We start from the raw sequence: 24,616 nt of genomic DNA, 5'->3' as shown, positions 1-24,616 counted from the left end.
TAAAAATATCTGCCTAGTCAACTCCCAATGCCTTATAAACTGCTTCTTCCGGAGAAGAATAGAATATTAAACTGAATGCCCCAACTAAATCAGACGGTACGGTTCCAAGGTCTGCTGCTGATGTGATTGGGAGAAGAACTTTTTTAGCTCCACTATCAAGGCACACCTGCAATGTACTTGCCAAGTCTTCTACTTTAATCAGTGTTCCACCAATACTGATCTCACCAAGTACTGCAAGACTGCTGATGGGGGGCTTACTAAGTGCCGCTGATGAAATAGCAATTAGCGTAGGAAGTGCAAGATTTCCCGTCATTCCAAGTCCCTGCATATCCTGATAATTGATGATGTAATCCTTAGTTGTTGTACTGATATTTCCAGATATTGCATTACAATTAGCTTTTAAATAATTAAATGCTGTATTGGTTGCTTCCTTTGGCTCTTTCCCTGAACCAATACCTGTGCAAGTCAATTTTCCATTTCCCGGCATCATCTGAGTTTCCAAACGATAGCAGCCAATCATTCCAGTCTTTGACTTTGATACTGTATATAAGCAGCCCGGTTTGCCCATACCTTCAGGAATCATCTTACCACCGCCATGCTCTGGTACAGTTACAAAATGCTCATCAAAACTGTCATTGTCTATATATGAGAAGTTCACATCATAGAATTCCATTCCACCTATCTTCTTAAGCTGCTCTTTTACTCGTCTACGAAGCTCAAGTGAAATATCCATAATCTCTGCAACTTCTTCCTTGCTTACTTCTCCATCCGGATAAATCAATTTGATAAATCCGGAAATCAGCTTACGAACAGCGATTGCATCTCTCTGATTTAAATTACTTCCTAATTTGAAGTACTTCTCTGCTATATTGCTGTAATTATCCTTACGAAGCTCACGCATAAACTCTGATAGATAATCTGTGATAAATCCATAATCATTTGTAAATGAATCCGGTCTGTACTTAGGAATCTCCCATCCCGGTATATATGCATGGAAACGGTCAAGGAAAGCCGTATCCGTACCCATTTCAGGAGGAAATGGATCAAACAGACTTGATGTCTTCTGCAATGTCTCAACACTCTGATTGATATTTCCTACAAAAACCATAGATGCCTTTGCCTGTATCTCAGCCTTGCCACGAGAAAATGCACCTGATGCCATGTATCCCTTCATAATCTGGATACCATCTTTATCCTTAAACTTGATACCGGCAACCTCGTCAAATGCTACAACATCCCACATTCCGACAAGACCTACTGTATTGTTAGACATGTTATAAAACAGATTTGCAACCGTAGTCTGTCCTCCGGCAACAAGGATACTGTTTGGAGAAATCTGCTCATATATGTATGATTTACCTGTAGAACGAGGTCCCAATTCACACATATTAAAATTATTCTCAACAAGCGGAATCATACGGGCAATCAATAGCCATTTTGCTCTGTCAGAAAGCTTGTCCGGCTCCATTCCAGTAGAACGAAGCAAAATATCCATCCACTCTTCCTTAGTAAATACCTTACGACCATTCTTTACCTCATCCATATCCACATGTGGCATCTGAATCGGTGTCAGCTTTCTGATACGGATAGGCTGTGTATTCTTCTTATCTTCCTCAATAAACTCATAGTCAAGCTGAAGAATACACCAGATACCGCCACAAAGCAGGCGGTCATAATCTTTTACATAGTCAGCACTGATAGGAATATTCTTAATTCCAAGATTAGAGAATGTTGCTTCATATCTGTCTTCCTTGGTATTGAGCACTACTGTAATCCTGTCAATAACTGTATAACTGCCTCTCTCTCGAAGAAGAGACAATATCTTCTGTGCTTCATCCGGGCGGACATAGTTATCACGCAGAATACGCTTCACATTGTCTACTCCCTCGTCAATAATCTCCTGATCATCAGAATTACAATACTGTCCGAGAAGATACTCAAGTACATATACAGGAACATTTGCGCCTTCTCTGATTGCCTTAGTTAAATCCTTGCGAACAATACGACCATCATAATATTGGCGGAGCTTTTGTTTGATAGTATCTCTAGGATTCTCAATATCATACGCTTCCTTAATATTTATATCAGTGTATCTATCCATAATTACCTCCATATTTTATCTTTGAGATAGCATATTCTCCAAGGCATTGACTAACGCATCGATTGAACCTCTTTTATGCTCATCTAATACTGAATCCGCATCTTCTACAGGTATCAATTTTGTGACTTCCATTTTTACCTTTTTCTCAACAGCATCTGTCCATCGTTGTCCTTGAGATAAAAATACAGTCTTTACTCTATCTGACCATTTTTTACTATTTCTAAATGACGTCACCCCTAAATCTACCGAAAATTTATTTCTTATCGCCTCTATATAAAAATCTTTTTTTAGACAATCTTCAAACTCTGCTGTATTATTTCCATTACATATTGAATACTTCACATCACTTTCTGATAGCAAACCTTTTTCAATTGCCTTTTCCGCTGCATCATATCCTGCTTCATCTGCATCCAGAAATACAAAGTATCTGCATACATAAGATCTAAGCCTAGATAATTCATAATTTAAGTTTGTTGCACCTGCAAGCGGTTGTATCACCAATTTATTTTTTATAAGTGCATCTTTTATAGTTGGGCTCAATGACGATAAAATTTTATTTAATGCTATCTTATCATCCTCTCCTTCTACTACCAGTACATGACTTGCATTAATCAAATTATCCTCTGGTAAAACACCTAATAATTCTCTAATTTCCTTAATATTTTTTGCTGGTTTAGCGGTGCCATGATCTACTATAATATTATTTGATATATTATTTCTTTGAACGAATAACGGATTATGCGTTGTTATAATTACTTGATGATTTTCTGAAATACCATTTATCACATTTACTAAGCTATGTATGGCTTCGGGATGCAAATGTGACTCTGGCTCTTCTATTGCAATTATTGATGCACCTATCTCATTTTTCGATTCCTTTAGTATCGCTAATGATACTAAACTCTTTATTCCATCTCCCTTATAAAGAATACTTGTTGGCGTACCATCATTTAGAATTACATCTACATCGTTTCTAAATCCGCGCCATACTAATCTTCTTCCTCTAGATTTTATTTCCACATCTGTAAGCTGTGGTAAAAATTCTTGCAAAGGTGCTAATATTCTATTTGCAATATCGTTATATACTGCTTCTTGTAAATTGTAAATTGTTTGTTCTGCGGATTTATACTCTTCATTATCATATAGCTTTGATAACTCTGTAGATATTAGTCTATGTATAACATCCATAGCCATATCTTCTGTTCTTACTGCCTGTATATAATTAATAGCAATTCTCTCACATATAAATGCAGTTACTTTTTCTGATTTATCATTAAATGAAGAAGATCCTTTCTTTGGAACTGTTATTTTAGCTCTATTATCTTGTCCATATTTAAGTTCAATGGGTATATCCTCATTACTTCTAATTCCGGTTGTCCTAAAAAATTCAGTATTTTCATCATGATTCAATCTAAAATTCAATCTAAAAATAGAATCTAGGTTATTCTTTCGTTGTTGCAATTGAACTGGAAAATCTCTTTGCCAATCATACAAACGTTCATGTACATTTGCATGATTAGCATGTTGCATCATTGTTTCCATCGCAACATTTAGTGCCATAAGTATGTTAGATTTTCCTTCATTATTTCTTCCAACTAATACTGTAATATTTTGAAGATTTATTTTATGTGCCTTTGTTATACTTCTATAATTTGTAACTGAAAAATTTACTAGTTGCATTTTTTCAACTCCATATCCTAACGTAATTTAAAATCCAAAATCATCCACAAACGCAATATCAATCATAAACTCATACTGCTGCAAGATATTATTCTCATCATTTGCATCTGCCAATACAAGATAATACTTGTCTCCATGCTTATATTCTCTTGATTTCAAAGTAAACTTCTCGTGGAAAGTTCTCTTCTCCGGTGCATCTTCCCTGCTGTTAGCAATCATCGGCACATCAAATGAAATCTTTTCGCCATCCTCCGTAGTAAAGTAAGCCACGATACTTCTTGCTTTCATGGTGTCTGTGACTTTCTCTGTCTGAATAAAATCAAAGTATGTGATAAGGTTTGTCACCTTACGGGTAACAGATGTAAGGACAACATCCACATAATCGTATGCTACGCCTCTGGTATTCGTTGTAAGTTCAATGACCGGAACTATCATCTCCTGTAAGGACGTACCACCATGTACATAGTTCTGTCCACCTCCAGCAACCTTGAAAATATCTGCTCCTACCGGAGTATCCACATAAAGTTTATTGAGATATGCCATTGTTCTTGCCATGATTCCCTGCTCATTTACTGCATCTTCTGTAATGAGGAATCTCTTGTTTGTATAAAGGCATTTATCCTTTGGATAAGTTACCTTGTCAAACTCCTGTAATCTGTCTCTCTTATATAAGAAGCCATGATCTGCAGTGATAAAAAACTTAGGTGTAGACACATATATGGTCAGCTTTCTAACCAACTTATGTATCTCTTCTATCGCCTCTGCACAAGCATTGAATACCTCATTCTCACTTGCAGGCTTGTCTCCTCTTGCATCAACCTGATTGTGATAGATGTACACGATATTCTTGCCTTGAATCAGCTCCCTGATTCGAGCCTGATTAGCATTTGCCACTTCATCAAATGACAATGCCACATTATTTTCATTATAAGATTTCAGTATCTTGTCTCTCTGTTCCATACTTGCACATGCCTGTCCATCAACAGTCACATTCAAGTTACCATCTACCTGCATCTCTTTATGTGGAAGGAGACTCGCCATTCCTACTGATGTAACAGAAGGCAGGCAACTAAGCATACACTCCATCTTCGGTGTACACTTCTCATCCAATTCCAATCTACCGAAAAGTTCCTTTGCACACTCATATCGAAAAGCATCGGAAATAATAACAATGACTCTCTGCTTTCCATCGTAGCCTCTAAGATAATGCTTATAGAAATCTTCCTGCTTTGGCAGGTCTGTAGCATTCATTACATCATTTGTAAAACTCTCATTCCACTTCGGTGTTATCTTCTGTAAATATGTATTCGCATAAATATTCTCTACTCTCTGTCTTACATCAGAGAATTTACTGTTATCTTCAATCTGGTCATATGCATAATAAAACCATCTATAATATGAATCTATCAAATAAGACTCTTTCTGATAATTTGCAACCAATGTCTTAATATCACTCGAAAACTCCATAAGTGATACAGACTTCATCATCAAATACGCATACTTGATAGTCGTATATTCATTCTTGTATCTTTCGCTATAATGATATGCCTTAGACATTCTCTGGTCAGCTACCTGAGCAATATTAAGTCCATCAATCTGTGCATCTAAAATCTCATCATTTAACTGTTCCAATGCCCAATCAATAATAATGTCATCTAACCCGGCAAACGCATCACATGCAAAAATGTCAGACATCTGGAGAGAACTGTCTTTTTTCTTCTCCACATCTTTCTTTAATCCATCCTGTATTCTTGTCACAAAACGCAATGATTTATTTATTCTTTCTACCAGTTCGTCATAGGCATCCTGATAATTTACATTGTCCATGATATTACGGATAAAGACCACAACATCATTACGCTTCTTAAGAATATAAGACCTCATTGCTTCCGGAACCGTAGCCTTTAATGTAGATGACGCATATGTTAATATCATACAAGCGGACAAATCATCCATGTTCGGCTTTTCAGATTTATATCCAAAGAATTTTTCACAAAGCTCCCAGAATTTATCAGTCAGTCCATTATCATCTAATGCCTTAAAATACTTCTCATTGTCACCGAGCATCATCTGCTTAACTACTTCCTCAAAATTTGGAGTCTTTACATCCGTGAGTACAGCAATCAAACCAATATCAATTGTCTGAGCATTGTAATGATCAATTCCAAGTTCCTTGAACTTCTCAATACGATGCTTATTCTTCCAGAAATTGGCATACTGTGATAAATGCTCCTTAAAACGATTATCAATGCCAATCTCCTGAGACATCTGCGATACTCTGTCTGTATAATAAGGTGTTGAGTAATAATACATATCTGCGAGAGGATTCTCTGCATCACTTGGCTTTGCAAAGGCTGCATAGACAAGATATTTACTCTCTCTATCCTCTTCGTTTAATAGATACTTTGAATAGAGCCAGTTTGTACCATCAAGAATATGCAGCTTTACACCACCAAGCTGCAGTTCCGATACCTCATCCTCGTATTCACCTTTATCATCAAACCAGAATATGATTCTTGTCTCTGACTTGGCAAATTCTGTATTTAATTGCTCCTGTATGTTCTGTAAATCCATATTTCACCTTCTAATCCATTTGAGCAGATAGTCTCTGCACAAATATTTTTATTCAGCCTATGCTAATAAGTGTCCGATAAATGGTCACTTATCGAACACTTTGTATCCGATAGCCCCAAAAGTGTCCGATAGTGTTCAATAAAGTGTTCGATAAATAGTAATGTGACCACTAAATCACATATTTAGTTGCCGGTCCATTTCCAATCTTCGTAATCAATCCTTTTTCTATCATCTTATCAAGTAATTTTCTTGCTCCTGTCTTTGACTTATAACCACCTATATCAGCGGCTTTTTGAGAAGAAATACTTCCATTCTGCCTGATATACTCAAGTATTTTATCTTCTTTTGACACAGCAGCTACTTCTACTTGATTTGCATTTTCATTTCTGATATCAGCAGCTCCCGGAATATATACCACTTGTCCAACTTCAAGCTTTAATGTTACCCTGTCATTGCGCTCTGAGAAATCAAATTCCGGTTTCTTCCAATTTTGTTCTGCCCATGCTGTCATAATCTTATCGACACCACTTCCTGCACGCTCACCAACATTTACAAAACCAAACATCTTTAAGATATTCGGATTTCGTGGATCACTATTGCCACCAGCATAAAATTCCTCTTTTGTTACCCTGATAGTACCGGGATTGGAAATACTTAGTTCTTTACCCTTCTTTACTACAAGAATTCCTCGTCTACCATAATAATTGGCATGTGCCAGTGCATTTGCCAATGCTTCTTCCAATGCATCGTGCACATCTACTCTGTCTACCCGATATCCATTTCGTCTATTTGCAAATGGAACCGCTACTTCATCGTCCATTCTGGTACGCACCTTGCAGAAAAAGTCATATATATTACCGCTCCAATCACCTTCGTTAGAATGTGTCCGGAATAACCAGCGTACCGCTTTATCATCGCATTCCTCACGATAATCCAGAAAATAATTAGGAAAAACTTCTGTAATGTGATAAGCCTCTCCAAAGAATAAAAGTCCTGCTATTGTTGGAGATAATGTACCATTCTTATTTTTTGCTGCCGCCCTTAGTTTCATAAGGAACTCATCATTTTCCAAAGCATTCCAAGGATGTCCACTGTGAAGCTGTTCAAAAATAATTCTATAACCTTTTATTGTATCCTGATTCAGCACTTCCAATCCAAACTCATCCAGCACTTCCACATCACCAGATACATCTCTCTGGTCAGCAAACATCGCACGGACTGCCTCTTCTGTACAAAGGAAGTCACCTTCATAATCTCTTTTATAAGTACCTTTCATCGGATCTGTCCCAATGTATACCGGCTTATCATGTCTATCTGCTGCTGGAACATCAATTCTTAATATTTTCTTTTCTCCAACAGCCATAGGTCTGACATGATGATTCAGTAAGATGTTCTTTGACACCTTATTTCTGTCATTCAATGTACTCCAGAAATCCTTTTGATATTTAACAATTTGCTTGTCTGTCAGTCCCTCAACCGTAAAAGAATCTCTGTGTTCCCTAATTCCAAGCAGAATTGTGCCACCATTTGTATTTGCAAAAGAAGAATAAGTCTCCCATATACTCTCAGGAAGTCCACCGGTTGCCAATTTGCATTCTCGTTCATGATCCTCGCCAAGATTCAATTCATTTAATATGTACTGTTTCATATATAACAAAACCTCCTGCATGTAACTTGAATATTTCAAAACTACTCAAGAAGCAATTCTATTAGTTTCAAATAAAAGTTTCAGTTTATCGTTTTTTATTCCCATTCGTAATAAAAAACAACAATATGCCAATGCCATCAATGCATATGCCGTCGCAGCAATTACAGAATCTAAAGTTCTATATCTTCCATGTGTAATGTCATTTCTATATTTTACAAAAGCCGCAATATCTTCTTCTGTACATGACAATTTAGCCTTTTCGTTAAGTATTTTCATATAATAATCTTGTTTTTTATAAAGTAAGTATATCTTTCTACTATTAGCCATGCCCCAATGAGATATACTGTTAAATATCATATCATAAGTTTTATCTTCTAATTTTTTATCTGACTTTCTGTGTTGCTTAATTACCGCTTTCACACTTTTAATTAAATCTTCCAAATTAGTATTTTCATCATCTTTGAGATCCGTCACAAAATCTAATTCGCATTCAATTGAAGAACATATATTTTTAATCTTATCATCAGACAATATGCTATAGTCTTTATCATTATCTGAATAAAAATCAAATAAATAAGTTGCCTTTCCCTCTGTGTCAGCAGACATCACAGAATGTAAGTTGGCTATACACTCATCTATATCATCAAATAAAATATTCTGCTGATATTTTTTATTTGTAAAATTGTCATACTGATAATCTAAAAATCCGTCAGCAAACTTAAACCACTTACCTGTTTCATCATCAATCTGATAGAGACGTACTTCATCGAATCCAACATTTTCTCTATTTGTCATAAACCTACATATTTTCATCAAAACATTATAAGTAAGTTTTATAATTTTTATGGGCATTTCCTTTGGGAATTCATATCTCACAATCAAATTCATGATTGATGGACTATTCTCTGATGGCATATTTTGCAAAATAAGCTTGCATTCAATATCTTTTATTTTTACAGAATATTCTTTCTTAAATACAGGATATGTTTTAATATAGCACTTTCTTTCTTCGTCATATTTTGTAGCAATTTGGGTCTGCTGATACAAATTATTAAGAGTTCCACCAATAAACTCTATTGCTTGCATTTTAGACATATCATAGCTACATAAATTAGCTGTACTCACAAGGTAAATTCCCGGTCGTAATTTATAGTTTGCTGATATTTTTCTTTCATCATATCCAGTATATAAAGCAATCTGATAACCATCCGTTGAATATCCATGCAAAAAATGATCCGGCGATTTCATTACGCTTTTTGAAAATTCAGCAAATATCCCTACACCCTCTGTTATAAAGTTAAACACCTTATCCTGTGCATGGAAATATATTTTTTCTTCACCTTGAATTATATATCCTGTAAAATTATCTGTATTACGACTTATCATGTCTAATAGGCACCACCTTTAATTTATGTGTACTATGCAATAGTTATATCTTTGCCAACAAATCTACTTTTAATGATTTCTTACCTTCCTGTGACACTTCCACACCTTGGAATTTCGCATAATTTACCTTTACACCATCATCCAAGTCAATCTCAATTCTTTGGTTGGCTACATGAGCAATGGCTTCATCATATATCTTCATCTCTGAAAGCTGTTTAGTATACTTAGTTACCGCTTTTGTGGCTTTCGATTTCTCTGATGCTGATGTTGCATTGTCAATCGTATATTGAGCACTCTGCATTGCAGTCTCAACATATTTTTGTGCCTTGTGTAGATAATCAGTTCTTACTCTGCCAACTGTGTCTGCATCATAGCGATGCATATAAATAAGTGCCTTGAAACCATTCTGCTTACCACTGTCAAAGAGCCAGTAAATAGGCCGCTTCTGATATACTTTCAAATGGTCTGCATAAAAATCTTTCAAAAAATAGTTACGAATGACTTCTCTTGATGTATTCCCTTTGTTTCCTAATGCATTTGCAATAAAATCAAGGTTCTCTTCCAAAGTATCTGCTCCATATACTATTTTCACAAATTCTACGAAACGACCAACAATATCGTCAGAGAAATATTCTTCATCTGTAATTGGAATACAGTTATCTTCATCCGGAAGAAATATCTTATATCTACTATTATCCCAGTCACCACCGGCATAAACCAATCCTTCTTCATCAAGAGAATATCGTCCAAGCATACATCCAACCGCATAGGAAACCAAACTACGAATATCTCTAGATAGATCAGCCTTACGAACCGTAATATCCTTATCTTCTACCTCTGGTGTAAGTTCTTCTTGTAAGCCATAAATATTAATAAAAATACGATTCAATTCTTCTTCATTCTGTTTCAATTTTTCAAATTGTTCATTACAATTTTTTTGCCAACGATTAAAACAAGATGCAACTGACACCGACTCCTTAACATGACCTGCTACATCAACTTTAAACACTATTTTTCCTTTTGCTATACCAACACTTTCCTTACTTAATGGAGTATACGGAAGTACTAATTTATCCATTTGATGCATATTAGGTAATATCCATCTAATTTCTTTCTGATAATTCAGTCTATCTGATTTATGTGCTAGCTCATCATAGTTATTTGTTGGTTCAATGAAAAATTCTTCTGTGTCTGATAAATCATAATTAATTTTTACAGCTTTATGTTGTATTCCTCTTTTATCAAGTTCTTTTTCTATAGCAATTTGAAAATGTCCTAAACTCATCCCCATACTCCAAGGTTCTATTTTTTCATCATTTGTCAAATCAGCATTCAAGAATTCATCATACATTTTATTAGATAATTGAAATTGAAGAGTACTCTGTACTGTGCCATCCTTAAGCATTTTTCTTTCTATTTCCTCCGCATCTTCTTTATACATGCCATATAAACACAATACTGGAACTTCTTTACACGATTTACGCCTTAGCAACACATAATCTCCATCTAGTATCTTTTCTAAATCATCTCCTAATGTTTCATTCATTTTTCTAATAAGTGGATTGTCTTTTTTTAATCTAGCAAAAACACCTTCATATTTATCTCCTTGCTCATTGTTTCCGGTAGTTTCTCCTTCTACAATAAAATCTCCTACTGGACTAAAGCACACTTCTCCATCATACAATTTCTTTATCCATTTTTCCTCTCCTATTTTCATTCCTGCAAAAATAGTAATTCCTTCTTCTTCCCTTTGAGGCATAAGAGGATGTTTACAAAAATCCCACGATATTTCATAAGAATTCCAATCAATCTTGCATATTTCAATTGACGATTCAACCAGCATATCTATAGTTTCTTTATAGTCATTATCAAATATTATAGGCAAAGAAGCAATATCACCAACTAAAACATTCATAGATGGATTAATAATGTTCAATAATAAGACTGTTATCTTAGAATTTAAAAAAGCGATATAATAATAGTATTTATCACCTTCAGGAAAAACACCATTACTTGCCTGATCGAATATAAATCCATCCCCTGTATATCTAAAACTTAAATTACCTGTAGTTAATGATGACCATGTTATGGCAGGTCTAAAATAAAATTCTTCATTTTTAATCTGAGCAGTTGGATATTGTCTTAATCTCTCAGCATTATTCTTCCAATCTACAACCTCCCATAAATTTCCATACCATTTTCTATATTCTCCTCCCTTATTTAGTGGCACCCATCCATCATGATCCCTGCAAAAAAGCGGATCGCAAAATTCAATATACGATATTTCGTGCCAAAATCTATAAAATAATTCATTTCCACATGTACACATCCCTCTTTTAGGTGTAGCAATTTCATCTAATCTTTTAAATTTTTCAAAAATGCTACGAATAGTATCACTTATCCAATATGCCACAGGACCTCCTGGTATTTTTCCAAAATGATCTTGAATTGCTTCATATTGATTTTCGCCTTTAAGGAACATTTCTTCTTTTCCTTTTTGAGTAGTTGGTTCAAGCAATCGACAATATACACCTTTGTATCTGTTTTCTCCACGTTTTAACATCACAAAGCTTACGGTCTGTACAACCTCTCCCCCAATTTCCTCAAAAGCTCTAGCTCCTAAATGTGCCATATTTACAATCGTTTGTTGTTGCAATTTAACACGCAACTTTTCAAAACTAGATAAAAACATCCATGCATGCTGTGTAATCATCGCCTGATACCCATTTTTCTTAAGCATTTCACCACATCGTTCAATAAACACTGCGAATAAATCCGCCTTACTATCCGGATAGTTCTTCTTCACAAAATTGTTTACTTTTGCACTTAGATTACTTGTTCCTGCATATGGTGGATTAGTAGCAACTATCTCATACTTCTGTGCCATCACCTTGCCAATTCTAATCAATCGTTTCAGCTGCTCCGCTGTCTCATCTAATCCATATGTTTCAAAAGAAATTTGGCTTTCTGTATCTGTATTCTCCACAAATTTCTCTAACAACTCCCAATCATAATCTTCCACATTAAGCAAAGAGCCATATTCCTTTGCATCATTCAATATATTAAGAAGTCCTTCTATCTGCATTAAAGATGCATTTTTCTCTTCTTCTACCAATCCAACACCAAAATATTTAAGCTGACCTCGATTGATGCCATTACTCTCCTGCACAGCATATACATTTGGTTCTATACCTCTTGTCAGGATTCTTCTGTCATATTGTCTTGCTTTCATCAATACTGCAAAATAACTCAACTGAGCAGCTCTGTCGTCTATATCAAGCCCGTATATATTGTTTTGTATAATGCTCTGTGCAGCATCTCTCTGTGACCATCCTGCATTTTCATATATCTGCATAAATACATCAAACGCATACACCAGAATATGTCCTGAACCCATACAAGGATCAATAAGCTTTATATCTTCTGGCTTTAAAGTTGCATACTCTGCCTTTATCTTATTAAGTTCATGCTGCACAGACTCTTCCTGCTCTGCCTCATCCAGATAGTATTTCCATTTGCTCTTAAGTTCTTCATCCGGATGTCCTTCTAACCACATTCTGCCAAGGCTGTTTTCAACCATGTATCGTACAATCCAGTCCGGAGTAAAAAGCTGGGTAACTGCTGGTATTTCTTCTTTTGTGATTTTGGCTTTCTTGGCAAATGCTTTATTTTTAGGCTCTGTATTGTAATACTGATATAACCAGCCAATAATTTCTACCTGTCCTGCTGCCTTGCCATCCTCATCAACAGTTGTGATGTTAAAATCTTTTTCATCAATACCATCTACAAGCATACGAATTACATCAGCTTCATTCGTAAATGAGATGTTAAGAAGCATTTCTGTATAGTCTTCTGTCTCTTCAAAAAGTCCCGGTAACACTTCATGAAGCAGGTTGCACTGTTTGATAAAGAGCATTCTGAATAAATCATCAAGCCTGTTATTCATCTTGGCATCAATGATTTCTTCTCTTTCTTTATCTGTAAAATCCCAGTCAATTTCAGGCGCCATTGTTACCACATCTGGCTCATTCTTTCCTTCTTTTTCAGAAGAAAGCACACGAACTCTTACAGGATACATATAGTCATTGACTTCCATAAAACGAATAGCACAGATTCTGTTAAACCATGTATATGCCACTTCTTCCACTACCGCTTCAAAGCCTCTTGCATGAATCTGGTCTACCAGTTTTCTTCTCTGCTCACACTGTTTTTTGTTAAGCGTTACTTCTGTTCCTGCTGCAGTCTTGTATACCTCAAAATCAGCACCTTTTGTGATTGCTTCACTGCAATTATCCGGTGTAATTCCAAGCATACCAGCCTTATCTGTAACGGATGCTATCAGTTTATTTCTTGCATCTATTGCAAATTTCTTAATTGCATTTTTGTTCATGTGCTATATCCTCCAATCAAGCTTATCAGCTCAATGTAATTATTGTGTCTTCTTCCAGTTCATTCATCAATTTCTGCTTCATCTCGGCAAGGAACTTATCAATATCCTGCTCTGTCTCTATCGAATATGTTCTAGCCCCTGCCACATTGCTGATAGAAACATTCTTACGTCTCTTTGTCTTTACTTTAGTCGGTACTGGTGCAGGAGCAATCGGCTCTTTACTGGATACTACCGGTGCAACAGGTGGTTCCGGTGCAGGCTGATGTGCCCTCTCATATTCATCTATCTCATCCAGACACTTGATTTTTAAAGTGTCACTTTCCAGCTTGATATTCTTAATTGCAGCAATATCACTGGATGTTCTGAGTTTCTCCCAGATCTCATCAAATCTCTGATTGATACGAGGACGGAGTACTTCTGCAAAAGACTTAGTATCCAATACCTCCTTCACTTTAAGGAAGTCGTCATGTACTAACGGATCTATGATGGCTGCTTCCTTTTCAAGTAATCCCATATGAAGTTCTTCAAATCTCTTATTTAATTCCGGTAATCTCTGAATCTTACCGAAAGGCTTGCTGTCCTTTACAATAGTTTCTATTTCTTCAACTACTTTTAACAGCTCCTGATCACTTACATAAGTCTTACTGTTTCCAAAATATGCAAGGTTCTTTACTGCCTCTTCAAAAATCTTTTTCTGATCTCCCTTAAAGAAATCAAATACAGGTGCAGTATCTTCTGCATCATCAAGCAGGTCATCTCTCTTCTTATCTACTGTCTTGAAGAACTCTGTAGGCTCATTGATATCAAGGATTTCTGCAAGTCTCTTTCTTGCCTCTTCCATCAGTCGCTTGCAAGGATATTTCGGATTGATTCTGTACTCTACAAGGATGTCATCGTATACTTCAACCTTATCCTTTGCCCTGCTCTTGAAGCTGCTCATGATTTTGTCATCATCATCACTGGATACAGTAAATCCGAAGTAATCCTTCATAACCTCTTTTGCAGTGCGAATCTGTCCATCCGTTGCTCTTTCTCTGATGTCTATCAAAAGTTTCTCTACATATTCACGCTTTGTAATATATCTGACCAGTTCATCAGCATTCGTTGAAAGCAATGACAGACTCTGACTGTTAAGAGTAAGCGATACTCTTCCCAGCTTGAACAGCATTGCAACAAGCCACTGCACATCCTTTGGATCAAATCCATAAGGTGCTGCACCAAACTTATCCTGTAATGACTTGAGGGATGTCTTCATATGTCTGGCATTGTTTAATCCAATTACCTGTACCACTTCCTCTAACGCAAGCTTATTTGGTGTAGTATCACTTGTACCAAGGAAGCTCATCTGACCATCGCTATGTTTAAAGATAGCGCTGATATCTGAAAGCTCCGGTGCTGTCTCCATATAGGTAAGCTTATTGTATTTCATTGCTACGAGCTTACCGAGTGCTTCATTGATTCTTGTTGCCGGCTCCTTAGCTGAAATGGTTGCCTTATCGCCATTTACATAAATATCAGCATTCTTTAATGCGTCCTCAATAAAGATTCGGATTCTGTCCTTCTTCTCAATACGCTCATCCTCTTTTGCCCTGCGGATACTGTCAAAGCTGCCTCTGGCTCCGGAAGCATTTTTATTAAGGAATTTATATATCTTGATGGATTCTGTAATCTCATCAAGGAATGTACTGTCATTTGGCAGCTTCACAATCACACTGCTTTCCTGTGCTGAAAGCAGACGAAGTGCAGAGTCTGCATAATCTCCGCCATAAGGTGTAATAACTGTCACTCCGATATCGTTAGACTGATTGCCTTTGAAGAATCGATCATCCACCTTCTGGTTGAATGGGAATAAGTAACGACTGCTGTAACGATATTTTTTCTCTGTATAGATTTCCTCGAAGATAACTATAGAAGCCTCTCCGATGATTTCTCCCATCTCTACTGACTCATTGTTGATGGCATTATTGATTTCCTGCTCCTCATTTGTCAGGAAGATGTATATTTCACCATTCTTCTGTACAAGTGTCTCTTTAATCAGCTTCTTTAATGATTCTTCAATCTTAGAACGGACTTCAATCCTGTCATCATCAATATTGGAAATCATAAGCGTAGTCAGGTTGTCCACATTTGCCTTAATTTCCTTGACATATTTAATCATAAAGAGAACTTTCAAAAGCTCTACATCGAACTCATCCAGCTTACTGTTATTCTCTGCATCTGAGATAACCTGACTGTGCTGGTGGTCAATAAACTTATGTAATGGATCATAGAAGAAGCTAAACGGAACCAACACACCATCTTCTTTATCCATCACTCTGATTGCTGACTCCTGAAACAGTGCAAGCATAGAACGTGACTGATCAGACAGATGTTTTCCACTTGCGCCATGTGTTCTGACCGCAGTAAGTACCTGTCCTAAAAGATTGAACTGATATGGTATAAACGGATAGCAGTCTGCGAAATCCGCCTTATCTGCATACAGCTTCTTATCTGCTGTATCTGCTGTAAATGTAATAAGATTCTTGATAATTGATTCTTTCTGCTCATAGAGAAGTCTAAGCGTCTGTGTTGCTGTCTCATTCTTTGCAAGCACACGCTTACGGATTACTTCGTCAACATTGGATGCTGAAAGAGAAAGTCTCGTATCAAAACGTCCCTGAATCTTAGAGAAGTCATTTCCCTTTGTCTTTGTAATAGAGTCAATATCCTCCTGGCTCGTTACGATAACCCATGCCTTACCTTTGCAGGCTGTTCCAAGGTCTTCCACGATTGTCTGGAGGTTGAGCATAAGCTGTGTGTCATCTGCAATATACTGACCGATTTCATCCACTAAGAAGATAACATGATGATTCGGACCTTTCTTCGCACAATATTCCTGCACAAGTGATACAAACTTCTCGATACTGAGGTCATAGCTGCCCTTTGCATCCTTGCACCAGTTGCGTGCTGCTTCCTCACTCATGAAATCCATCTCAACTAATGTCTTTACTACTTTATCCTGAATAACTGCAAATGCCTGTCTCTTTTTCTCCCAAGGTGCTCCTGCATTCGCTTCGAACTTCGCTTTGAACTCTTCAAATCTGCCCTCGTTATCCAACTGGCGCTCAAATTCTGCGAGATAAGGTATTGAACCACAATATCCCTGCATCTCATTGAACACCTTCATAAACACTTCAACGATAGCCTCCTTACCGGAGCCTACCTTCGCTGAGCCTTTTGAATCAATATTAAAAAGCATGACATCTGACTCAATTGTTCCAGCCTTTGTCATCTCTGCAATAAGCATCGGATCTTCTATCTTCTTACCATCCGTAAAATACTCAATGGCTCTTTTACCTTCTACTGTGCTGTTTTTTAATAAATATGACAGTATTTTTAAGAAGTGAGATTTACCACTTCCAAAGAATCCGGAAATCCAGACACCCATCTTATCTGTATATCCATCTATACCCTTTTCATAATTGTTGAAGAAATCCCTGAAATGCTTCAGAAGTTCCTTAGTCACCACATATTCATCTAATTCCTGATATACATTTTCTTCATCTGACTGACCTACTTTAATAACGCCCTTGATGTCACGGTCAATCTGCTTTTCAAACATATTTTTAATCTGCATTGTATTTCCTCCTCTACACCAGACGGAATGCCCTGTAATAGTTGTGTGAATCCATCGTTCCAAATAATTTCAAATCCTGTCCGCTATACTCTCCCGGATAGAAGAGCACTACCGGCACACTGTCAAGTACCTGATGCAGGTTATTTAAGATGTTGTGGCTTGCTATTATCGGATGGCATTTGCCTACTCCGGTAAGAAATACCACACTGTCTGTCAATTCTTCCTGCAATATTCTTGATATGATTAGATTCAGCTCATTTGTCTCATCCAGTCCCAAAGTCTCTACAAGGCTGTCTGCCATTTCAAAAAATCCATTCTCTTTTTCCAAATCAAAGAATGCTTCCAGATAACCTTCCTCCTGCAATATCTCAACCATCAGGTGAAACAGGTCAAACTCAACTATTCTGAAATCTTTGTTTCCGTTATTTATTCTATCCTTAAGGTATGCTATATGATTTCTCACATACAGCTCTTCCCTTGGATCATAATCGAATATATAATATCCGACTTCATTTCCAAGTCCTTTATTCTCTCTAAACGACTTCTCTGATATTTTGTCTTCTATCTGATTCAGTCTATCATCCAAACTTAACTTTGCCATGCTCAGACTCCTTTAACTGCATTGATATATGAATCCATCCCATTACTGTGAAGTAGTTCCTCTATACGATAATTAACAAGAGCGTGTCTGATTACCCTTGTCTTTGTAGACTCAATCAATCCCGCATCTGCAAGGTTTTTCATATAACAGCTCTTGAGTTTCTTAATTCCTGATTCTGACCAGCCTGCTACTTCCTCACTTTGAGCTGCCTTATCGTCAAAGAATCCATTTATATCTCTATCTTCTATCGTCTTTTCTCCAAGTATTACCTTGCCACGATACACCTCATATACAAATTCAAAAAAGAGCTTATCGGTATTCATAATTGCAATCAGTGTCAGCAGCTTTGCATTCTCATTATCCACTTTAACCAAAAGCTCTACTGCTCCATCAGGCAATGACGAAAGCCGATGATAGACATAATTGAATGTTCTCCGTAATCTGGTCTCATTTCTAAGCCGATAAAGATTCTCACCGATTACCTTATCCTTTATTTCATCCTTCGGCATTCCTGCTGCCATAAGTTCTGCTGTCTGTTTCGTCTCTACAAAAGCAAATACCTGAGACACCATGCCTGCACTATAGTTCATTGTTTCCACCATCCTTATTCTTCTCATAGTGGATAATGTCACCGAAGTCACAGTCTAACTCATCACAGATTTTCTCCAAAATATTCATAGAGACTTTCTCTCCTTTTGTCATCTTGGCAATCGTGCTGCTACTTATTCCGAGATCATTAATCAAGTCCACTTTCTTCATATTTTTGTCAATTAATAGCTTCCACAATCCGTTATACGATACTGACATATACACTACCTCTTCGTTTTCTTAATCACCATCTACACCGCTTTTATCTAGATGAATTTCTATTGGTGCGTTTAGCATTAATTTTACCATAAATATATTATTCCATCAACATTTTTATAAATAATAACTTTGAAAAGTCGAATTTTCATTTTGAAATAATAAGTTTTTTCGTTCGATATCAAGATAATATATTTTTGATTTTAAAAATCTGCTGAATTATAAAACTATATATAACAACTAATTCTATGTTATTATTTCAGATCGAGTAGGAGGCGGTGATTAACCGCCGTCCTCTCACACCACCGTGCGTACCGTTCGGTACACGGCGGTTTCAATAGTTGACGTGCATGGACTGGTACGCTGTCGCTAAATCATAGTAGCCCCAGCTTATCAGTCTTTCTTTATTCAACGCCCAGTTTACCGCTTTGTTCCCGGCATTAAACCAGTATCCTTTGCGGTCATTGGCGATTGTTGCCGCATAATGACTGGCTACTCCCAGTCCGATTAGTTTTCTCATTCTCGTTCTGGGTAGTTTCCACTGCTTCCAGATACACATCCGTATCCTTCGGTACAGCCATCCATTCAGGTCTTCGATGTTTCTTTTCATGTCTGCTATACTATAGTAGTTCAGCCATCCACTCATATAGATTTCTACTCGCTTCATGGCTTTCACTATACTTCTGCATCTGCTCCGGGAAGTGAGCCTGCGCAGGTTTTCCTTGGCTTTCTTCCATGACTTTTCATGCACACGGATATAGATTCCCTTTCCGTTCTTCCCATAACAAAAACCAAGGTATTTAAAATTTCGTATTGCAAACACACTGACCGTACGGCTTTTCTCCCGATTCACCTTCAGTTTCAGCGTCCCTTCCAGATATTTCGTACTGCTCTCCAACAACCTCTCAGATGCCCGTTCACTCTTCGCTAACAGTACGATATCATCTGCATAGCGGATGCACGGTACCCCTCTTTTGTTGAATTCCTGGTCAAACTCATTAAGATAGACATTGGCTAACAGCGGGGAGAGATTTCCTCCCTGCGGCGAACCTTCTTCCGTCTTGACCACTACACCGTTTTCCATCACTCCGCTTTTCAGATACCTCTTTATCATCTGAATCACTCTTTCATCCTTTACATCTCTGCGCAGGATATTTACAAGGAATTCATGGTTCAGCGTATCGAAATACTTGGACAGGTCAAGGACGACCGCCCTTGTATATCCCTGTTCTGCATACTCCTTTATCCTCTGAACTGCATCTTTTGCACTCCGTCCCGGTCGGTATCCGAAACTTCCTTCTGAGAACTTCGGCTCATAAATCGGTATCAGCTGTTGTGATATCGCCTGCTGGATAATGCGGTCTGTGACGGTGGGAATACCAAGCTTTCGTACTCCGCCGTCCGGCTTCGGGATTTCCACCCTTCTGACCGGGGACGGGGTATAGTGCCCTTTCCGTATCCTCTCTGTCAGTTCATGGCTATGTTCCTTCAACCACGGAAACGCCTCTTCGATAGTCATTCCGTCTACTCCCGGCGCTCCCTTGTTTGCCTTCACTCTTTTGTAAGCTCTGTTCAGATTGTCCTTACTCAGTATCTTACCTAAAATGTCCGGCTCTGCACTGTCTCTTTCTTTCCATATCCGGTTGAATGAGCGATGCGCTCTTACATACCCTTTACGTTCCGCGCTGTCTCTCTGCAAGCAGCTTTCCTTGTTTTCTGCATCCATCTGCCCATTCCTCCTTTCCGGGTCATACTTAAGACTCCTATTGATTCGGTCCTTCACCTCGAACGGATCTTGTTCCGTTTGGCTACTATGACCTCTGCTGACTTCTGTGCGTTCAGCATTGCTTTATGCAATGGTTGCCTCTTTCAAGGCGTACCGCACAGACCTCCCTAGGTACCACACGTTTCTTCCTCTCCATCCATCTGCCTCATTTATCATGCATGATTCCGTGTAGTTATTGGGCTTCGATTTGGCGTGCAACCTTACCCTCATGCATAACCTCATATAAGATTTCTGTCCGTCAGACCAGAGATTTGCCCATGAGTTAGTATTTTCCTCACATCCAGCTTCCTTCAGATTCCACCTCACGATGGACACCCTTGCCTTCGGCTATATCCTTCCCACTACCGGGCGGATTCGGGACTTTAACCCGTTAGAAACGTGCGCCGCTAGGCGCACACACGTAAAAACCGGAGCAGTCTTTTCGACCACTCCGGCTTTCCTATCACTCTCTTATATTCTATTCTGCGTAATCTTATTTAAGCCTCTGCTACGGCGTTTTTCATGCTCTTCACATATTCTCCGATGTAAGGAGCTGCGTCTTTGCCATACTTTGCAATGATCTTCACGATGGCGCTTCCGACAATGGCTCCGTCGGATATGGATGCCATGGCTTTGGCCTGCTCGGGAGTACTGATGCCGAAACCGATAGCACAGGGAACGTCGGTCACGGTGCGGATGCTTTCCACGATAGCGGGCAGATCGGTCTTGATCTCACTGCGCACGCCGGTGACACCCATGGAGCTTACCACATAGATAAAGCCTTCTGTCTCAGATGCGATCCGGCGGATACGGCTCTCGGAAGTGGGTGCGATCATGGAGATCACCTTCACGCCATGAGCTTTGGCGGGAGCCTCCACCTCCGTCTTCTCTTCATAAGGCACATCGGGAATAATGATGGCACTGATACCCAGTTCCTCACACTTGGTAAAAAATTTCTCATATCCGTAATGGAATACCGGATTCACATACGTCATAAATGCCAACGGAATCTGTGACTGCTCCCGTACTCTCTTCACAATTTCGAACACACCGTCCGTGGTCATGCCGTTGCTAAGAGAGCGGATATTTGCCTCCTGGATCACTACGCCTTCCGCCGTGGGATCGGAAAAGGGGATACCGATCTCTATGAGATCCGCCCCTGCCTTTTCCATCTCTAAAATGAATTTTACGGTGCTATCCGCATCCGGGTCTCCTGCGGTAAGGAAAGCTATGAATGCTTTTTTATTGGGAGTATCAAATACTTTATCCAAATAATTATTCATTGTTGTTATCTCCATCTTCTTATTTTGTAATTTCTGTTTTGATTTTTACTTTCTTCTGTCTGTTACTCCTATGATGGCTTTACCGTCAAAACGATCAGTCATGAATATCCACGCCACGGTATCTTGCGATGGCTGCCACATCCTTGTCACCTCTTCCTGACAGACATACGATAATGCTCTGATCCGGGCTGTAATTCTTTGCGATCTTACGCACCTGTGCTACCGCATGGGCACTCTCGATAGCGCAGATGATTCCCTCGGTTCTTGCCAGATATTCAAAAGCATCCACTGCTTCATCATCCGTGATTGGCACATACTGTGCTCTGCCGATGTCATGCAGATAAGCATGCTCCGGTCCGATGCCGGGATAATCCAATCCTGCAGAAATGGAATATACGGGAGCGATCTGTCCGTACTCATCCTGGCAGAAATAGGATTTCATGCCGTGGAAGATTCCTAAGGATCCCGTCGCAATCGTAGCTGCGGTCAGTGCCGTATCCACACCTTTGCCTGCTGCCTCACAGCCGATGAGTTCTACATTCTGATCCTCAATAAAGTTGTAAAATGCACCCATGGCATTGCTACCGCCGCCCACACAGGCTACCACGGCTGTCGGAAGCTTTCCTTCTGCCTTTAGGATCTGCTCTTTTGCTTCCTGACTGATGACACTCTGAAAATCTCTTACGATCATGGGGAAAGGATGCGGTCCCATAACGGATCCCAGTACATAATGAGTGTCTGCTACACGGTTGGACCATTCTCTCATGGTCTCATTGACAGCATCCTTTAAGGTCATGGTACCGGAAGTTACGGGATGTACCTTGGCTCCGAGGAGTTCCATACGATAGACATTCAGCGCCTGTCTGTCGGTATCTTCTTTTCCCATGAAGATTTCGCATTCCATACCCAGGAAGGCTGCTGCCGTTGCGGTAGCCACACCGTGCTGTCCGGCACCTGTCTCTGCGATCAGGCGGGTCTTCCCCATCTTCTTTGCCAGCAGTGCCTGTCCCAGGGCATTATTGATCTTATGGGAACCGGTATGGTTCAGATCCTCTCTCTTGAGATAGATCTTCGCGCCGCCCAGATCCTTCGTCATTTTCCCTGCATAGTACAGCAGAGAGGGGCGCCCCGCGTATTCATTCAACAGCTTGTTCAGCTCCGCATTGAATTCCGGATCCTTCTTATAATGCTCATAGCACTCCTCCAGATGGATCAGTTCATTCATCAATGTCTCGGAGATATATTGTCCTCCGTGGATTCCGTAACGTCCTTTGCTCATGTATTCGTCCTCTTTTCTTTCTTCCTGATTTTCAATTATTCTTTTCCACTGTATTTTCAATCTCTATTGTTCCGATACCGCTCTACCAGTTCCATGATCCGGCGCATCTTCTCCGGATCTTTTTTCCGGTTACTCTCGATGCCGGAGCTGATATCCAACGCATAGGGTCTCACCACTTCCATGGCTTCCGTCAGATTCTCCGACTGCAATCCGCCCGCCAGGAAAAATTCCCTGTCGATCCCACCAAGAACACTCCAGTCAAACGCCTCTCCCGCTCCCATTCCGTTGTCGAATAACAGATAGTCTGCACTGCTGTCCAGCCAGGCTTCCACATCATACCGGTCTCTTACTTTGACCGCCTTGATCACCGGCTTGTGGCACACCGCCTGCAGATACTGGATATCCTCCTCCGTCTCATCTCCGTGGAGCTGTGCCACGTCCAGAATGCCTTCCTCCAGCAATTCTATGATGGTCTTCGGATCCTCATTCACGAATACCCCAACTGTCCGGATTCCAGGTGAAAGCTTCTTACGGTATTCCGCTGCCTGCTCCTTTGTGACCACCCTGTGGCTCTTCGGGTAAAATACAAATCCCACGTAATCCGGCTGCACCTCATTGGCATAATCAATGTCCTCCGGACGATAGAGACCACACATTTTTACTTTCATAATAATTTACGACCTTTCTATAACCTGTCCGCGAAGCTCCTGCAATACCGCTTTCTTATCTGCACTACGCATCAATGTCTCTCCGATGAGTACGGCATTGGTACCGTTCTGCTCCAACCGCTCGATATCCTGTCTGGTCTTCATACCACTTTCGGATACGAAGAGAATATTCTCCGGCACCAGTTCCCGCAGCCGCACGGAATTATGGATATCCACCGTAAAATCTTTCAGATTCCGGTTATTGACACCGACGATCCTCGCACCTGCTGCAAGCGCCATCTCCACTTCCTTCTCGTCATGGGCTTCCACCAGTGCCGACAGGCCAAGTTCTCTGGCAATCCCCGCGTATTCCGACAGCTGCATGGGAGAGAGAATCGCGCAAATCAGGAGCACTGCATCCGCTCCGATATTTTTTGCCTCATAGATCATGTATTCATCTACCGTAAAATCTTTCCGAAGCAGTGGAATCTTCACTGCCTGACGGATCTCGGTCAGATATTCATTCTTCCCTTGAAAGCACGCCGGTTCCGTCAGCACCGAGATTGCATCTGCTCCTGCCGCTTCGTATTCCTTTGCGATCTGCACATAAGGAAATTCCGGTGCGATCAGTCCCTTGGAGGGTGACGCCTTTTTCACCTCGCAGATAAAGCTCATTCTCTTCTTTGCCAGTGCCTGTTCAAAAGGAAAACCCGTATTACTGTCTAACTCTCTTGCTCTGGCGATCTGTTCTGCAAGGGGCAGTGCTTCTTTGGCTGCTGCCACCCGCTCCTTTGCAGAGGCTGCTATCGTATCCAGTATCATCCATTCATCCTGCCTTTCCG

Annotated in this window: 15 protein-coding genes; all 15 read right to left on the bottom strand. The window is 39.4% G+C overall.

The annotated features are described in order from the left end of the window. Window positions 1–13: 13 nt before the first annotated feature. Window positions 14–2,101: a protease Lon-related BREX system protein BrxL gene (gene brxL, locus DW835_RS14835; protein WP_118731366.1), complete on the bottom strand. Its 2,088-nt coding sequence runs from the start codon at window positions 2,099–2,101 to the stop codon at window positions 14–16. A gap of 15 nt (window positions 2,102–2,116) precedes the next feature. After that, complete coding sequence (locus DW835_RS14830) at window positions 2,117–3,781, bottom strand: AAA family ATPase (RefSeq protein ID WP_117466977.1); 1,665 nt, start codon at window positions 3,779–3,781, stop codon at window positions 2,117–2,119. Window positions 3,782–3,808: 27 nt separating this feature from the next. Beyond that, window positions 3,809–6,355, bottom strand: coding sequence for a BREX-1 system phosphatase PglZ type A (pglZ, locus tag DW835_RS14825; protein ID WP_117466979.1), 2,547 nt, complete (start codon window positions 6,353–6,355; stop codon window positions 3,809–3,811). Between the two features lie 169 nt (window positions 6,356–6,524). Next, window positions 6,525–8,003, bottom strand: a complete 1,479-nt coding sequence (locus tag DW835_RS14820; RefSeq protein ID WP_181968743.1) for an RNA-binding domain-containing protein — start codon at window positions 8,001–8,003, stop codon at window positions 6,525–6,527. A 45-nt stretch (window positions 8,004–8,048) separates the two neighbouring features. Continuing rightward, the gene (locus DW835_RS14815) at window positions 8,049–9,389 is read right to left on the bottom strand and encodes a hypothetical protein (protein WP_117466983.1); all 1,341 of its coding nucleotides are present in this window, start codon (window positions 9,387–9,389) and stop codon (window positions 8,049–8,051) included. Between the two features lie 43 nt (window positions 9,390–9,432). Continuing rightward, window positions 9,433–13,779, bottom strand: a complete 4,347-nt coding sequence (pglX, locus tag DW835_RS14810; protein WP_118731365.1) for a BREX-1 system adenine-specific DNA-methyltransferase PglX — start codon at window positions 13,777–13,779, stop codon at window positions 9,433–9,435. 25 nt (window positions 13,780–13,804) lie between these two features. After that, complete coding sequence (gene brxC, locus DW835_RS14805) at window positions 13,805–17,395, bottom strand: BREX system P-loop protein BrxC (RefSeq protein ID WP_118731364.1); 3,591 nt, start codon at window positions 17,393–17,395, stop codon at window positions 13,805–13,807. A gap of 13 nt (window positions 17,396–17,408) precedes the next feature. Continuing rightward, the gene (locus tag DW835_RS14800; RefSeq protein WP_117466989.1) at window positions 17,409–17,996 is read right to left on the bottom strand and encodes a DUF1788 domain-containing protein; all 588 of its coding nucleotides are present in this window, start codon (window positions 17,994–17,996) and stop codon (window positions 17,409–17,411) included. 2 nt (window positions 17,997–17,998) lie between these two features. Then, on the bottom strand, window positions 17,999–18,586 hold the full coding sequence (locus DW835_RS14795) for a DUF1819 family protein (RefSeq protein WP_181969181.1): 588 nt from the start codon (window positions 18,584–18,586) through the stop codon (window positions 17,999–18,001). Then, window positions 18,576–18,803: a helix-turn-helix transcriptional regulator gene (locus DW835_RS14790; RefSeq protein WP_021982705.1), complete on the bottom strand. Its 228-nt coding sequence runs from the start codon at window positions 18,801–18,803 to the stop codon at window positions 18,576–18,578. The genes DW835_RS14795 and DW835_RS14790 overlap by 11 nt, the downstream gene beginning before the upstream one ends. A gap of 331 nt (window positions 18,804–19,134) precedes the next feature. Next, window positions 19,135–20,526 carry a group II intron reverse transcriptase/maturase gene (gene ltrA / locus DW835_RS14785; RefSeq protein ID WP_118731363.1) on the bottom strand — a complete coding sequence of 464 codons (1,392 nt, stop codon included), beginning with the start codon at window positions 20,524–20,526 and terminating at the stop codon, window positions 19,135–19,137. 536 nt (window positions 20,527–21,062) lie between these two features. Beyond that, window positions 21,063–21,848, bottom strand: a complete 786-nt coding sequence (trpA, locus tag DW835_RS14775; protein ID WP_117467427.1) for a tryptophan synthase subunit alpha — start codon at window positions 21,846–21,848, stop codon at window positions 21,063–21,065. 94 nt (window positions 21,849–21,942) lie between these two features. After that, complete coding sequence (trpB, locus tag DW835_RS14770; protein ID WP_117467455.1) at window positions 21,943–23,127, bottom strand: tryptophan synthase subunit beta; 1,185 nt, start codon at window positions 23,125–23,127, stop codon at window positions 21,943–21,945. A 56-nt stretch (window positions 23,128–23,183) separates the two neighbouring features. Further along, window positions 23,184–23,795, bottom strand: coding sequence for a phosphoribosylanthranilate isomerase (locus DW835_RS14765; protein ID WP_243001509.1), 612 nt, complete (start codon window positions 23,793–23,795; stop codon window positions 23,184–23,186). Window positions 23,796–23,801: 6 nt separating this feature from the next. Next, entirely contained in the window at window positions 23,802–24,596 is a 795-nt protein-coding gene (gene trpC / locus DW835_RS14760) for an indole-3-glycerol phosphate synthase TrpC (RefSeq protein ID WP_117467457.1), read from the bottom strand. Window positions 24,597–24,616: the final 20 nt, after the last annotated feature.

It is taken from the genome of Clostridium sp. AM34-9AC (assembly GCF_003480225.1).
Lineage (GTDB): Bacteria > Bacillota > Clostridia > Lachnospirales > Lachnospiraceae > Acetatifactor > Acetatifactor acetigignens.
This window is presented reverse-complemented; position numbering and strand designations above follow the sequence as displayed.

Coding starts and splice junctions, on each gene's coding strand:
- brxL (WP_118731366.1), bottom strand. CDS start 2,101: ATGGATAGATACACTGATATAAATATTAAGGAAGCGTATGATATTGAG.
- DW835_RS14830 (WP_117466977.1), bottom strand. CDS start 3,781: ATGCAACTAGTAAATTTTTCAGTTACAAATTATAGAAGTATAACAAAG.
- pglZ (WP_117466979.1), bottom strand. CDS start 6,355: ATGGATTTACAGAACATACAGGAGCAATTAAATACAGAATTTGCCAAG.
- DW835_RS14820 (WP_181968743.1), bottom strand. CDS start 8,003: ATGAAACAGTACATATTAAATGAATTGAATCTTGGCGAGGATCATGAA.
- DW835_RS14815 (WP_117466983.1), bottom strand. CDS start 9,389: ATGATAAGTCGTAATACAGATAATTTTACAGGATATATAATTCAAGGT.
- pglX (WP_118731365.1), bottom strand. CDS start 13,779: ATGAACAAAAATGCAATTAAGAAATTTGCAATAGATGCAAGAAATAAA.
- brxC (WP_118731364.1), bottom strand. CDS start 17,395: ATGCAGATTAAAAATATGTTTGAAAAGCAGATTGACCGTGACATCAAG.
- DW835_RS14800 (WP_117466989.1), bottom strand. CDS start 17,996: ATGGCAAAGTTAAGTTTGGATGATAGACTGAATCAGATAGAAGACAAA.
- DW835_RS14795 (WP_181969181.1), bottom strand. CDS start 18,586: ATGAACTATAGTGCAGGCATGGTGTCTCAGGTATTTGCTTTTGTAGAG.
- DW835_RS14790 (WP_021982705.1), bottom strand. CDS start 18,803: ATGTCAGTATCGTATAACGGATTGTGGAAGCTATTAATTGACAAAAAT.
- ltrA (WP_118731363.1), bottom strand. CDS start 20,526: ATGGATGCAGAAAACAAGGAAAGCTGCTTGCAGAGAGACAGCGCGGAA.
- trpA (WP_117467427.1), bottom strand. CDS start 21,848: ATGAATAATTATTTGGATAAAGTATTTGATACTCCCAATAAAAAAGCA.
- trpB (WP_117467455.1), bottom strand. CDS start 23,127: ATGAGCAAAGGACGTTACGGAATCCACGGAGGACAATATATCTCCGAG.
- DW835_RS14765 (WP_243001509.1), bottom strand. CDS start 23,795: ATGAAAGTAAAAATGTGTGGTCTCTATCGTCCGGAGGACATTGATTAT.
- trpC (WP_117467457.1), bottom strand. CDS start 24,596: ATGATACTGGATACGATAGCAGCCTCTGCAAAGGAGCGGGTGGCAGCA.